Source organism: Streptomyces sp. 378, assembly GCF_030124145.1.
GTDB lineage: Bacteria > Actinomycetota > Actinomycetes > Streptomycetales > Streptomycetaceae > Streptomyces.
Genome location: NZ_JASKMS010000020.1, coordinates 1 through 13,428, shown reverse-complemented (window position 1 = coordinate 13,428; position 13,428 = coordinate 1). Strand labels below are relative to the sequence as shown.

Below are 13,428 nucleotides of genomic sequence, written 5' to 3'. Positions count from 1 at the left end.
GGAACGACGCACGCGTCACCGCCCCGCAACCGTCGAGCAGGAACCCGACGCCCGGGCCAGCCGGCGCGGCGGGCACCGCTTCTCACACGCCCTGTACGTTCGGTTCGACTCCCAGCCCGCACCCCGTCGGTGCCGACGCGCACCCCGTCGGTGCCGACATCGGCCTCGGCGGTGAGCCCCGGCGGGTCTCGTGACCCGGGACGCCCGGCCGGCCCAGCACCCAACTCGTCCCGTGCAGCGCCTTCGCGGCCTTCTTCAACGGCGCCAGACAAGCGGCGGCCTGCCGGTGATCGGTCACGCTGCCCGGCGGGCACAGCACCGTAGCGAGCGACAGCGTGACCGGTCGGCCACCCGCCGACCAGGGAACGTCCAACACCGCGGCGCCCAGCGGATCGAGACCTTCCGGATCGGCGAGCACCAGGAAGTCGTCCCCGCCGATGTGCCCGACGCGTGCCCCGCCCGTCGCGGCCTGCCGCAGCGCCCGCCCCACCGCCCGGATCAGCTCGTCGCCCGCCGCGAAGCCGGCCCCGTCGTTGACCTGCTTGAAGTGGTCCACGTCCAGTCGGCTCAGTGCGAACGCGCGACCCGCGGCGATCCGCCGGTCCACCTCACCGGTGATCGCGTCCGAGCCGGGCAGACGCGTCAGCGGATTGAGTCCCGCCGCCTCCTCGACCCGTGTCTCGGCCAGTGCCCGCACGAGGTCCGCGAGTCGCACGACCCCGACGCAGCGCCCGTACGCGTCCACCACGGCGACGTCGTCCGAGGTACGGTCCCGCCCGCCGACCGCCACCACGTCCAGGACCTCCCAGGCGGAGGCGTCGACGCCCACCGTCCGCGGCGGGTCGCCGAGCTTGGCCGCGGGCCGTTCGGCGTAGAGGGCGTGGCCGTAGCGGCCCGACATGGACAGCAGGAAGCGGGAGCGGTGCACCGATCGGACCGGCATCCCGGCGGTGTCCACGAGCAGCACCCCGGACACGTCCGGCGATCCGGTCAGCAGGGCTCGCACCCGCCCTGCGGATGCCGTGGCGGGCAGCAGCGCGGCGGGCCGGACGAACTCCCGCACCGACGGTCCGGAGCGCGGCGCGACCACCTCGCCGGGGGACCGGGGCGGAACATAGACGTCCGCGGCGGGCAGCCGCGCCGGAGGCGCGAACAACTCGCCCTGCGCCAGTTGCGCCCCCGCCGCCAGCGCCACCGCGCACTGCCCTTCGGTCTCCACGCCCTCCACGGCCAGGAGCGCCCCCGACTCGTCGCACAGGGTCCGCATCGACCGCACCACCGCCGGGTGCGGCAGCAGAGACGCGTCCAGTTTCACCAGGCCGGGCGCCAACTCCGAGAGCAGCCGCAAGGGCACGTCCCCGTCCCCGACACCGTCCGCGCTGATCCGGAAGCCCTGCTCGCGCAGCGCGTCCACCGCCTCCAGCAGAGCCTGCTGCGGCACGTGCGTGTACGGCGGACAGATGTCGATCGTCACCTCCCACGGCAGTCGCCCCGCCTCGCGCACGGCAGCGTGCAGTGAGGGCAGCCCGCCGAGGTCCGCGAGGGTCGCGGCGAACACGTTGACGAACAACGGGAGCAGGGTCTCCCTGCGGACCGCGGCACGCACGGCCGACACCGCCAGCCGGCAGTCGAGTTCGGGGTTCCGGCGGGCCTCGGCCAGGATGTCGCCGGTCTCCGGGCGGGCGAGTATCTCCAGCCCCGCGACCGCGCCGGTCGTCAGATTGACCACCGGTTGGAAGGCGAAGCGCAGAGTGTCCGTCCAGGAGTGCACGGCAGCATGATCGACGCCACCGGCACCCGCCCGAGCGCAGTTCACGAGGCGTTCACGCAGGATTTCCACGCGGTCACGGAGCGTACTCACGAGGGCCGCGTGCGCGCGGTACGACCGGCCCCCGGAGCGGCGTCGGCCCGGGGCCCTCGTACCTCGCCGGCCTCTCGTACCTCCTCGCCGGCCTCTCGTACCTCACCGCACCGCGATCACCGCCGACCCGTGCCCGAACAGCCCCTGGTTCGCCGTGATGCCCACACGCGCCCCGACGACCTGCCGGTCACCCGCCTCGCCCCTCAACTGCCGTGTCACTTCGCAGACCTGAGCTATCGCCTGCGCCGGAACGGCCTCGCCGAAGGAGGCCAGTCCACCGCTGACGTTCACCGGTATCCGACCGCCCAGGGCTGTCGCGCCGTCCCGCAGCAGCTTCACGCCCTCGCCCTCTGTGCACAGCCCCAGGTCCTCGTACCACTGCAACTCCAGGGCGGTGGACAGGTCGTAGACCTCGGCCAGCGACAGGTCCTCCGGCCCGATGCCCGCCTCCTCGTAGGCGGCGCGGGCGATCCGGCTGCGGAACGGCGTGCCGGGGGGATCCACCGCTGCCGTGGAGTCCGTGGCGATGTCCGGCAGGTCCAGCAGGGTGTTCGGGTAGCGCGGGGTCACCGTGGACACGGCCCGGATGCGCACCGGCCGCGCATGCCCGTGCCGGCGCGCGAAATCCATGCTCGAGAGCACCACCGCCGCGCCGCCGTCGGAGGTCGCGCAGATGTCGAGCAGACGCAGCGGGTCGGCGACGACGGCGGAGGCGGCGACCTCCTGGGCGGTGACGCGGCTGCGGTAGCGGGCGTGGGGGTTCAGTGCTCCCATCGCCGAGTTCTTCACCTTCACCTGCGCGAAGTCGTCCGGTGTGTCGCCGTGTACGGCCATGCGTCTGCGGGCGTACAGCCCGAAGTACACCGGGTTGGTCGCCCCGAGGATCCGGAACCGCAGCCAGTCGGGGTCGTCGGGCCGGTCCCCGCCCGCGGGACGGAAGAATCCCTTGGGAGCCGCGTCGGCCCCCACGACGAGCACCACGTCGGCCAGCCCGGCGAGAATCTGTGCCCGCGCGGCGTCGACGGCCTGCGCCCCCGACGCGCACGCCGCGTACACGCTGGTGACCCGCGCGCCCTGCCAGCCCAGGGCTTTCGCGAACGTCGCCCCCGCGACATACCCGGGATAGCCACCCCGCACCGTGTCCGCGCCGATGATCGCGCCGATGTCCCGCCACTCCAGCCCGGCATCGGTGAGCGCCGCGCGGGCCGCCGCGACGCCGTACTCCACGAAGCCGCGCCCCCACTTGCCCCATGGGTGCATGCCCGCGCCGAGCACCGCCACCTCTTCCGTCATGCCGTCACCCCCGTCGGCCGCCAGTGCCACGTCGTCCAGGTCGTCTCCGCGTCCTCATGGAGCACGCCGGGCACGACCTCCACCTCCATGCCCACCGCCAGATCGGCCACGGTGGTCCCGGGAACCGCCTGTCCCAGCACCACCATCCCTTCGGCCTCCAGCTCCACAGCGATCAACGCGCACGGCTCCCACGGAAGTTCCGCATCGGTCACGTAGGGTGACGGCGGCCGGTATCGGCTGTCCGTGTACGACCAGATGCGGCCATGGCGCGACAGCGGAAGCTCCCGCAGCTCCCCGCCCATGCAGGCGGGATTGCGGCAGTGGTGGTCCTCCCGGGGGAAGAAGACGGTGGCACACGCCGAACAACGCGTGCCGAGCAGCCGGAAACCGTCCCCTTCCCCGGCGAACCACCCCGCCACCACAGGTGTTCGTACACGCGTCACAGCGCCTCCCCGCAGCCCACATCTGACGGAACGTCAGAAGTCTGCCAGGGCCGGTCGCTGATCGGCAGGCCACGAGACCGGCGCCGACGGGCCGCCGCCACTGCCCGGGCGCTCCCTTTCCCCGGCGCCGCCACTCCTGATAGACGCAGGTGCATGACACGACTCACCACCGTGGCACGTGCCCTGCTCGCCGCGTTCGCCGTCACGCTGACAGCGATCACGCCCACCGCAACCGCCCGCGCCGCCATCGATCCCAAGGCACCGAAGGACTTCGTGGCGCTCAGAAGTGTGGACCCGACGATCATCCAGGAGATGCGTTACGCCACCCCGCACAACTTCGTGGGCGAGCGCGTCGAGGGCTACCGCCAGCCCCTCTGCATCCTCACCCGCCCCGCTGCCGAAGCCCTTCACCAGGCCCAGAGCGCGCTCCTGCGGAAGGGGTATTCGCTCAAGGTGTACGACTGCTACCGACCGCAACGCGCGGTGGACCACTTCGTCCGCTGGGCCGAGGACCTCGACGACGAGGCCATGAAGGGCGAGTTCTACCCCCACGTCGACAAGACCCGGCTCTTCGCCGACGGGTACATCGCGGCGAAATCCGGCCACAGCCGTGGTTCCACCCTGGACGTCACCCTCGTCGGGCTCCCGGCGAAGCCGACCCGGCCCTACCGCCCGGGGGAGCCCCTGGTGCCGTGCTTCGCGCCCCGGAGCGAGCGGTTCCCCGACAACTCGATCGACATGGGAACCGGCTTCGACTGCTTCGACACCCTTTCGCACACCCTCGACCCACGCATCCAGGGGCGGCAGCGCGCCAACCGGCTGCTGCTCAAGGGCACCTTGGAAGGCGTCGGCTTCGTGAACCTGGCAGAGGAGTGGTGGCACTACACCTTCAAGCCCGAGGCCCATCCCGACACGTACTTCGACTTCCCCGTGTCCAGGAAGTCGCTCACCGGCGCCCACTGAGCCGCCTGCCCGAGGCGCCCTCCGCGTGATCGGCTACAGTCCGCCGCGTGTCCGAAACTCAGCACTCCGCTTCCAACTCCGCGCCGAACTCCCACTGTTCGAGCTGCGGCGCGCCCTACGACGAGGGCGTCACCGGCTGGCCCCGCACCTGTCCGATGTGCGGCGCCGTGGCCTACCGCAATCCACTCCCGGTCGCGGTGGCCCTCCAGCCCGTGTACGACACCAAGGGCACCGCCCTGGTCGTCATCACCCGAACCATCGCCCCCGCGCGCGGGGGCATCGCCCTGCCCGGCGGCTACATCGACGACCGGGAGGACTGGCGGCAGGCCGTCATACGCGAGCTCAGGGAGGAAACCGGCATCGACGCGGCCGGTCGTGACGTGCGGCTCGTCGACGCCATGAGCTCGCCCGACGGGCACCTGCTGCTCTTCGGCCTCCTCCCGGAACGCCCGGCCGAGGGCCTGCCCTCCTCCACCACCACGGACGAGACGGAGGGCTGGCACCTCCTGCGCAGGCCCGAGGAGCTCGCCTTCCCCCTCCACACCCTGGCCGTACGGGCCTGGTTCGAGGGCCGGTACATCTGAGCCCGGTCCGCTTGGCGCTCAGTGCCCCCCGGCCCCGCGGACGCGCACGGAGTGGGGCGGCGCACTCCCGTCCTCCCCACCCTCCCGCTCCACGACCACCCGCGACCCCGTCCAGCGAGCGGTATAGCGCTCGATCTCCGACTCGTCCCACCCCTCGCCCCCGTCCGGCACGACCAGACCGCCTCCGGTCCGTCCCCGGGCGGGCGCCCACACCTCCAGTTCCAGACCACCGTCCTCCCCACGGACCGGGATCACGGCACCCGCGCGCGCGAACACCGGAATCCGCGACAGCGGCGCGTCGACGAGCACCTGCCCCGGACCTTCGTACGCCTGCCCTGTCGCGGTGTCGTACCAGCGCCCCCGCGGCAGCCGCACGGCACGCCGCTCGGCGCCCGGGTCCAGCACCGGCGCCACCAGGAGGCTGTCACCCAGCAGAAAGGCGTCCTCGCAGTCACGCAGCGCCCGCTCCTCCGGCGCCCCCCACCACAGAGGCCGCGCATAGGGCGCCCCGGTACGCCGCGCCAGATGCGCCAGCGTCATGAAGTACGGCAGCAGCCGCCGGCGCTCCACGAGCGCCACGCGCGCGTGCTCCAGCACCTCGCCGCCGAACTCCCACGGCTCCCTGCGGCCCGCCCGCAGACCCGCATGCGTACGGAACAGCGGCAGGTACGCGCCCAGCTGGAACCACCGCAGATACAGCTCGGGGGACGGATCCCCGTCGAAGCCCCCGACGTCCGGCCCCGAGTACGGGACGCCGCACAGGCCGAGACCCAACACCAGCGACAACGACGCCCTAAGCCCCGCCCAGCCGGTGGCCACGTCACCCGACCAGGTGCCTCCGTAGCGCTGCATGCCGGCCCACCCTGAGCGGGAGAACAGGAACGGCCGCTCCTGGGGCGCGAGCCTCCTCAGGCCCTCGAACCCCGCCCTGGCCATGCACAGGGCGTACACGTTGTGTGCCTCGCGATGGTCACCGCCACGCCCCTCCAGGCAGTGCCGGGCCGAACGCGGCAGCGTCGACTCCCCGAAGGCGGTGAACGACGTGGGCTCGTTCAGGTCGTGCCAGAATCCCGAGAAGCCCTGGGCGAGCCGCTCCGCGTAGAGGCCGCCCCACCACTCCCGCACCCGGGCGTGCGTGAAATCGGGAAACACCACCTCCCCGGGCCACGAGACACCCTCCACGACCTCACCCGAGGCGTCCCGCACGAACGCTTCCTCCGCCACACCGCCGTCGTACACCGCGTTGCCGGGAAGGGCCTTCACCGCCGGGTCCACGATCGACACCAGCCGGATGCCGTCCCGCCGGAGCTCCTCGGCCAGCACGGGCAGCTTCGGGAAACGGTTTTGGTCGACGGTGAACACCTGGTGTGCGTCGAGGTGGTCGATGTCCAGGTGCACGGCGTCGAGCGGCAGGCCGTGCTCCGCATACCCCGCGACGATCCGCCGTACCTCCTGCTCACTGCCGAACCCCCACCGCGCGTGATGGTGCCCGAGCGCCCACGCGGGCGGCAGGGCGGGCGCCCCGGTGAGCGACGCCCAGGCGAGCAGCACGCGCGCGGGGGTGCCCACCATCACCCAGCAGCGCAGCGGACCGCCGTCCATCCGCAGCTCGCTCGTCCCCGCCCGGTCGTGTCCGGAACCCGAGCCCTCCTCGCCCGCCCGCAGCGTCACCGTGCCGTCCCACGCGTTGTCGTGGAAGGCCAGGTGGGTGCCGCCGTCGGACACCACCACCTGCACGGGCATCGTGATGTACAGCGGGTCGTCGCCCGGCGCGACGGAGCGGCCGGGATCGGTGTTCCACAGCCGGTACGTCCCGTCCGGCAGCCGAGGACCCGCGGTCCGCCCCCCGAGACCGAAGAACCGCGCGTCGGCGCCCACCTCCGACCGCTGCATCCACCGTCCCGGACCCCCGCCGACCGGCTCCCACCACCGCGGCGGCAGATCGCGCCGCAGGGTCACACCACCCGGAGTGAGCACCTCCACCGCGCCGTGCCGTGAGACCACGACCGTGACCCGCTCGGCGACCACCCGCCAGCCGCCGTCCTTGTCCGGCTCCAGGACCGCCCGCGGATCCGGCTCCGGACACCCGCCGGCCAGCGCGTACGACGGCTCGGGCTCCGCCCCGTCCCAACCCCAGAACACCGCCCCGTTCGCGGCGACCAGAATCCGCAGCTCCGACCGGCCGAAGCGGACTACACCGCCCCCCGGCCCCGGCTCCGCGTCCTGCACGGGCCCGGGCACCCGGGCACGCTCCGCCCCTCGCGTCGGCAGCCCGGTGGCGTCGGCCCGGTGCCTGCGCCACGCTGCTCGTACGGTACGCACACCCTGCGCCGCCCCCACCGAAGCCACCGCTCTCACCGAACGCACCAGGTCACGACCGTTCATGCTGCTCACCCTGCCACTGACCGCCCCGCGCACGAGTGTCGTTCAACTGCCGTTCACCCATGCATGGACCACATCTTCACGACACGGACTGTGTGGGGCGCACCCTGGTGCCGAAGTCGATCACATGGCATTGTCCGTGCCAGCCGCTCACGCGCACACCCCAGCCCGTGCGCGGAGGACGCACACGACGCGCACAGTCCGGGAGCCGACCATGTCGACCGAGAGTCCCCAGCCGCTCTGGCAGCCAGACCCCGAGCGCATCGCCCGGGCACGAATCACCAGGTTCCAGGCCTGGGCCGCCGAACGCCACGGCGCCCCCGCCGAGGGCGGCTACGCGGCCCTGCACCGCTGGTCCGTCGACGACCTCGACACCTTCTGGAAAGCCGTCACGGAGTGGTTCGACGTCCGCTTCTCGACCCCCTACGCGCGCGTGCTCGGCGACCGCTCGATGCCGGGCGCCCAGTGGTTCCCCGAAGCGACCCTCAACTACGCCGAACACGCCCTGCGAGCGGCCGCCACCCGCGCGGACGAACCGGCCCTCCTGCACGTGGACGAGACGCACGAACCGCGCCCCGTCACCTGGGCCGAGCTGCGCCGCCAGGTCGGCTCCCTGACCGCCGAACTGCGCGCGCTCGGCGTACGTCCCGGCGACCGCGTCAGCGGCTACCTCCCGAACGTCCCACAGGCCGTGGTCGCCCTCCTCGCCACAGCCGCCGTCGGCGGAGTCTGGACCTCCTGCGCGCCCGACTTCGGCGCCCGCAGCGTCCTGGACCGCTTCCGGCAGGTCGAACCCGTCGTCCTCTTCACCGTCGACGGCTACCGCTACGGCGGCAAGGAACACGACCGACGCGAGGTCGTCGCCGAGCTTCGCCGCGAACTGCCCACCCTGCGCGCCGTGATCCACATCCCGCTCCTCGGCACCGAGGCACCCGAGGGCGCCTTGGACTGGTCGGCCCTCACCTCGGCCGACACGGACCCCGTCTTCGAGCAGGTGCCCTTCGACCACCCCCTGTGGGTGCTCTACTCCTCCGGCACGACCGGCCTGCCCAAGGCCATCGTCCAGTCCCAGGGCGGCATCCTGGTCGAGCACCTCAAGCAACTCGGCCTGCACTGCGACCTCGGCCCGGAAGACCGGTTCTTCTGGTACACCTCGACCGGCTGGATGATGTGGAACTTCCTCGTCTCCGGCCTGCTCACCGGCACCACGATCGTCCTCTACGACGGCAGCCCGGGCTACCCCGACACCGGCGCCCAGTGGCGGATCGCCGAACGCACCAAAGCCACCCTCTACGGCACCTCGGCGGCTTACGTCATGGCTTGCCGCAAGGCGGGTGTGCACCCGTCGCGCGACTTCGACCTCTCCGCCGTCCAGTGCGTCGCCACCACCGGCTCGCCCCTGCCGCCCGACGGCTTCCGCTGGCTCCACGACGAGGTCCGCGACGACCTGTGGCTCGCTTCCGTCAGCGGCGGCACCGACGTGTGCTCCTGCTTCGCCGGTGCCGTGCCGACCCTCCCGGTCCACGTCGGCGAGCTCCAGGCCCCGTGCCTCGGCACCGACCTGCAGTCCTGGGACCCGAGCGGCAACCCCCTCGTCGACGAGGTCGGGGAACTGGTCGTCACCAACCCCATGCCATCGATGCCCATCCACTTCTGGAACGACCCCGACGGCAGCCGCTACCACGACAGCTACTTCGACACCTACCCCGGCGTCTGGCGGCACGGCGACTGGATCACCGTCACCTCCCGGGGATCCGTCGTCATCCACGGCCGCTCCGACTCCACGCTCAACCGTCAGGGCGTCCGCATGGGCTCCGCCGACATCTACGAAGCCGTGGAACGTCTCCCCGAGATCGGGGAGTCCCTGGTCATCGGCATCGAGCAGCCCGACGGCGGCTACTGGATGCCTCTCTTCGTCCACCTGGCCCCCGGAGCCGTCCTCGACGAGTCCCTGCTGACCCGCATCAAGCAGACGATCCGCGAGCAACTGTCACCGCGCCATGTCCCCGACGAGATCATCGAAGTGCCCGGAATCCCGCACACCCTCACCGGCAAGCGCATCGAGGTCCCCGTCAAGCGCCTCCTCCAGGGCACCCCGCTGGAGAAGGCGGTCAACCCGGGCTCCATCGACAACCTCGACCTGCTGAACTTCTACGAGGACCTGGCCCGCAAACGCTCCTGACCCCCACCGCATCGCGACGTCACCACGGCGCAGGCCGCAGCACACACCCCCACCCATCGCTGTGACCTGCGCCTTCTGCCGTCCAGGCGCTGTCGATCGAGTGCGTGTGCCACGGCGCCCCGGCTCACTGTCAGTGCCGACGATTACTGTGAGTGAGCATTGATCGACCGTGCACAGGGGGAAACAATGGCGCACACCGACAACCGCACCATGCGACGCCTACTGCGCCGCGAAATCGCCGGCACCATCGGCCTGCTGACCGACGAGCACGACTTTCGCGCCATGCGGCGCTACCGCAGCTTCACCTTCGACGACCACGCCACCTACCTGAAACAGGTGGAGGGCCTCCTCAGGAGCCGAACCCTGCAGGGCAGCCACACCGCGGTGGCGCTCTTCGACCCCGAGGAGTACGCCGAGTTCTGCACGCAGAAGGGCCTCGACCCCGACAGCCCGTCGAGCCGCACCCGCTTCACCGCACAGATCGCCCTCACCGGCCCGACCCTCCCTTACGACGGCCGGCCACTGGCCGACCTGCTCCCGGACCTCGTCGACGAGGCCGTGCGCCAGGCCACCTGGGAGTACGCGACCACCCTCCTCGCCCGCCTGGGCGCCTGCACCGCCTGTGGTGAGGACATCGGACGCGCCGCCTTCACCCGGGCCTCCGACCTGCTCGTCCGCATCCTCGACACGGCCCCACCCGGCCACCGACACCTCGTCTGCAGCGTCACCGGGCCCCCCGAACCCCTCATCGCCGCCCTCCACATCACCGACCACGGGGCCGAGCTGAACCCGGACGGGACCGAAGCCCTCGAATTCACCACGGTCCTCGCCCTCGGCCTGGCCACCGACAGCCCCGGCGGACTCGTCATCCGCACCAGCGCCCCAGGCACACCCGACCGCGTCTACGGCTGGCGCATGCGCGCATACGGACTCGAACCCCTCACGGCGGGAGAGGTCTTCGACGCCTACTGCACCGACGTCGAATCCGGAGACCTGATCTCCCCGGAATCCAACGTCGACTACTGCACGCCACCCGACCTCGGCGAGGAGAAACCGGCCCAAGGGCATCAGCACTGAACGGGGGAGGGGCGCGCCACCTCGGTGGAGCGCCCCTCGCCGGGCAGCCGGCCGGCCGTGCCGGACCTACTCGCCCGACAGCACCGCCTGCGCCGCACTGCGCGCGTCCTCGGCACTGTCCGTCGCCCGCGCCGCCGCGGCAGCCCGCTCGCACTGCGCCAGCGTGTACTTCGCCAGCGTCGCCCGGACATAGGGAATAGACGCCGCACCCATCGAGAGAGAGGTGACGCCCAAACCGGTCAGCACACAGGCGAGCAACGGGTCGGACGCGGCCTCACCACAGACACCGCAGCTCTTGCCCTCGGCCTTCGCCGCCTCGGCGGACAACTCCACCAGGTCGAGCAGGGCGGGCTGCCACGGATCCTGCAGCCGGGACACCGCACCCACCTGACGGTCGGCGGCGAAGGTGTACTGGGCGAGGTCGTTGGTCCCCAGCGACAGGAACTCGACCTCCTGCAGGATCGAGCGAGCCCGCAGTGCCGCCGACGGGATCTCGACCATCGCGCCGAACTTCGCCCGCAGCCCGGCCTCACGGCAGGCGTCCGCGAAGGCCCGGGCATCCGTACGGTCCGCCACCATCGGGGCCATGACCTCCAGATAGACCGGCAGCCCCTCCGCGGCCTTCGCGAGCGCGGTCAGCTGGGTGCGCAGAACATCCGGGTGGTCGAGCAACGTCCGCAGGCCCCGCACGCCGAGCGCCGGGTTGGGCTCGTCGGCCGGCGTGAGGAAGTCGAGCGGCTTGTCCGCGCCCGCGTCCAGCACCCGCACCACGACGCGTCCCTCGGGAAACGCCTCGAGCACCTGACGGTAGGCGGCAACCTGCTTCTCCTCGGACGGCGCCTGCTTGCTGTCGTCCAGGAAGAGGAACTCCGTGCGGAAGAGACCGACACCCTCGGCACCGGCCTCGACAGCGGCCGCCACATCGGCGGGGCCGCCGATGTTCGCGAGCAGCGGCACCTTGTGACCGTCCGCCGTGGCACCGGGCCCCGTCGAGGCCGCCAGCGCCGCCTTCCGCTCGGCGGCCGCGGCCTCGAGCTGCGCCTTCTTCTCGTCGCTCGGGTCCACGAAGATCTCTCCCGTGCTGCCGTCGACGGCGACCATCGTGCCCTCGGCGATCTCACCGGCACCAGGCAGGGCCACCACCGCCGGCACGCCGAGCGCACGCGCCAGGATCGCACTGTGGCTGGTCGGCCCGCCCTCCTCGGTGACGAAGCCGAGCACCAGCGTCGGGTCCAGCAGCGCGGTGTCGGCCGGAGCGAGGTCACGGGCGACCAGGACGTAGGGCTCGTCGCTGTCGGGGACGCCCGGCATCGGCACCCCCAGCAGGCGGGCGACAATGCGGTTCCGCACGTCGTCGAGGTCCGCCACGCGACCGGCGAGGTACTCACCGGCACCCGCCAGCAGCTCGCGGTAGGAGGCGAACGCGTCGTACACGCCGCGCTCCGCCGTACTGCCCACGGCGATCCGCCGCTCCACATCGGCCATCAGCTCGGGGTCCTGGGCCATCATGGCCTGAGCCTCGAGCACCGCCTGGGCCTCGCCCCCGGCCAGATTGCCACGCGCTATCAGGTCGGCGGCCACCGCCTCCACGGCCTTGCGGGCGCGCCCCTGTTCGCGCTCCGCCTCCTCCGCCGGGATCTGCTTCGCGGGCGGCTCGAGTACCGCCGTTCCCATGTGCCGCACCTCGCCGATCGCCACACCGTGGCTCACACCGACGCCTCGCAGGGTTGTCTCCATCTCACCCGTCTCCGATAGAGCGGCGGGCCCCGCCGCCGCGTTGGTTGTGGTACTCGCCGTCATCACGACGGCACTGACGTCACTTCCAGAGGAAGAGACTGTCGCCGGCCTTCACTTCGCCGTCGATACGAAGATCGGAGAGCGCTTCGGCCGTGGCCTCCAGGGCCACGACCGGGCAGACCGCGGACTTGCCGGCGGCCTCGACGGCGGCCGGGTTCCAGCGCACGACGCCCTGACCGCGCCGTACGGTGTCGCCCTTGTTCACGAGCAGCTCGAAACCCTCGCCGTTGAGCTGCACGGTGTCGATGCCGAGATGGGTGAGCACACCGTGCCCGTTCTGGTCGACGACGACGAACGCGTGCGGGTGCAGGGAGACGATGACGCCGTCCACGGGCGAGACGGCCTCGGAAGGCTCACGTACGGGGTCGATCGCTGTGCCCGGGCCGACCATGGCCCCGGAGAAGACGGGATCCGGCACGGCTGCCAGTCCGATGGCGCGTCCTGCGAGCGGGGACGTCACGGTGGTCATGGGAAACCTCCCAGGGGTGGAGATCGATATGGCCGTCCCTGTAGGTACCGGACGGCACACTGTTCAGCAGCGTATGTCACCTGAAGTGCCGGTTCCGCGTGAGCACTCCGAAGTGGTCTAGACCATACCTCACATCGATTTGCCCCCGCTCCACGGCCGCGTGTACAGTCGTACTCCTGCTTGGGGCTGAACGACGCGACCTCGCGTCCTGGCCGGGCAGCAACCAACTTGTCAGATCCTATCTCTGGGTCGCCTTCTGCATGCCTGCAGGACGGTGGTCAGGAGGCCGGAAAAACACTGATAGAGTTTGGAACACCGAAGGGAAGCCCGGAGGAAAGCCCGAGAGGGTGAGTACAAAGGAAGCGACCGTTCCTTGA

10 protein-coding genes are annotated in these 13,428 nt (G+C 71.7%); 4 read left to right on the top strand and 6 right to left on the bottom strand.

Translation table 11 applies throughout. The features are described 5' to 3' along the window. Positions 1–82 precede the first annotated feature (82 nt). From QNO09_RS25005 to QNO09_RS24995, 3 genes are all read right to left on the bottom strand, one after another. Positions 83–1,771 carry an EAL domain-containing protein gene (locus tag QNO09_RS25005; RefSeq protein WP_283972486.1) on the bottom strand — a complete coding sequence of 563 codons (1,689 nt, stop codon included), beginning with the start codon at positions 1,769–1,771 and terminating at the stop codon, positions 83–85. A 192-nt stretch (positions 1,772–1,963) separates the two neighbouring features. Continuing rightward, positions 1,964–3,154 (bottom strand): lipid-transfer protein, encoded by a 1,191-nt coding sequence (locus QNO09_RS25000; protein WP_283972485.1) that lies wholly within the window; start codon positions 3,152–3,154, stop codon positions 1,964–1,966. After that, the gene (locus QNO09_RS24995; RefSeq protein ID WP_283972608.1) at positions 3,151–3,576 is read right to left on the bottom strand and encodes a Zn-ribbon domain-containing OB-fold protein; all 426 of its coding nucleotides are present in this window, start codon (positions 3,574–3,576) and stop codon (positions 3,151–3,153) included. The genes QNO09_RS25000 and QNO09_RS24995 overlap by 4 nt, the downstream gene beginning before the upstream one ends. Before the next feature lie 174 nt (positions 3,577–3,750). Here QNO09_RS24995 and QNO09_RS24990 point away from each other — a divergent pair, with 174 nt between their 5' ends. Further along, positions 3,751–4,560: a M15 family metallopeptidase gene (locus QNO09_RS24990; protein ID WP_283972484.1), complete on the top strand. Its 810-nt coding sequence runs from the start codon at positions 3,751–3,753 to the stop codon at positions 4,558–4,560. 47 nt (positions 4,561–4,607) lie between these two features. Further along, positions 4,608–5,144, top strand: coding sequence for an NUDIX domain-containing protein (locus QNO09_RS24985; RefSeq protein ID WP_283972483.1), 537 nt, complete (start codon positions 4,608–4,610; stop codon positions 5,142–5,144). Between the two features lie 18 nt (positions 5,145–5,162). On the opposite strand, the gene QNO09_RS24980 is transcribed toward QNO09_RS24985, so the two are convergent. After that, positions 5,163–7,529: a glycoside hydrolase family 31 protein gene (locus tag QNO09_RS24980; protein ID WP_283972482.1), complete on the bottom strand. Its 2,367-nt coding sequence runs from the start codon at positions 7,527–7,529 to the stop codon at positions 5,163–5,165. A 211-nt stretch (positions 7,530–7,740) separates the two neighbouring features. Between QNO09_RS24980 and QNO09_RS24975 the strand changes: the two genes are divergently transcribed. Beyond that, positions 7,741–9,708, top strand: coding sequence for an acetoacetate--CoA ligase (locus QNO09_RS24975; RefSeq protein ID WP_283972481.1), 1,968 nt, complete (start codon positions 7,741–7,743; stop codon positions 9,706–9,708). 186 nt (positions 9,709–9,894) lie between these two features. Further along, positions 9,895–10,785 carry a DUF8829 domain-containing protein gene (locus QNO09_RS24970; RefSeq protein WP_283972480.1) on the top strand — a complete coding sequence of 297 codons (891 nt, stop codon included), beginning with the start codon at positions 9,895–9,897 and terminating at the stop codon, positions 10,783–10,785. A 66-nt stretch (positions 10,786–10,851) separates the two neighbouring features. On the opposite strand, the gene ptsP is transcribed toward QNO09_RS24970, so the two are convergent. Together ptsP and QNO09_RS24960 are read right to left on the bottom strand one after the other, a co-directional pair. Beyond that, positions 10,852–12,522: a phosphoenolpyruvate--protein phosphotransferase gene (ptsP, locus tag QNO09_RS24965; protein ID WP_283972479.1), complete on the bottom strand. Its 1,671-nt coding sequence runs from the start codon at positions 12,520–12,522 to the stop codon at positions 10,852–10,854. A 79-nt stretch (positions 12,523–12,601) separates the two neighbouring features. After that, entirely contained in the window at positions 12,602–13,051 is a 450-nt protein-coding gene (locus tag QNO09_RS24960; RefSeq protein WP_283972478.1) for a PTS sugar transporter subunit IIA, read from the bottom strand. Positions 13,052–13,428: the final 377 nt, after the last annotated feature.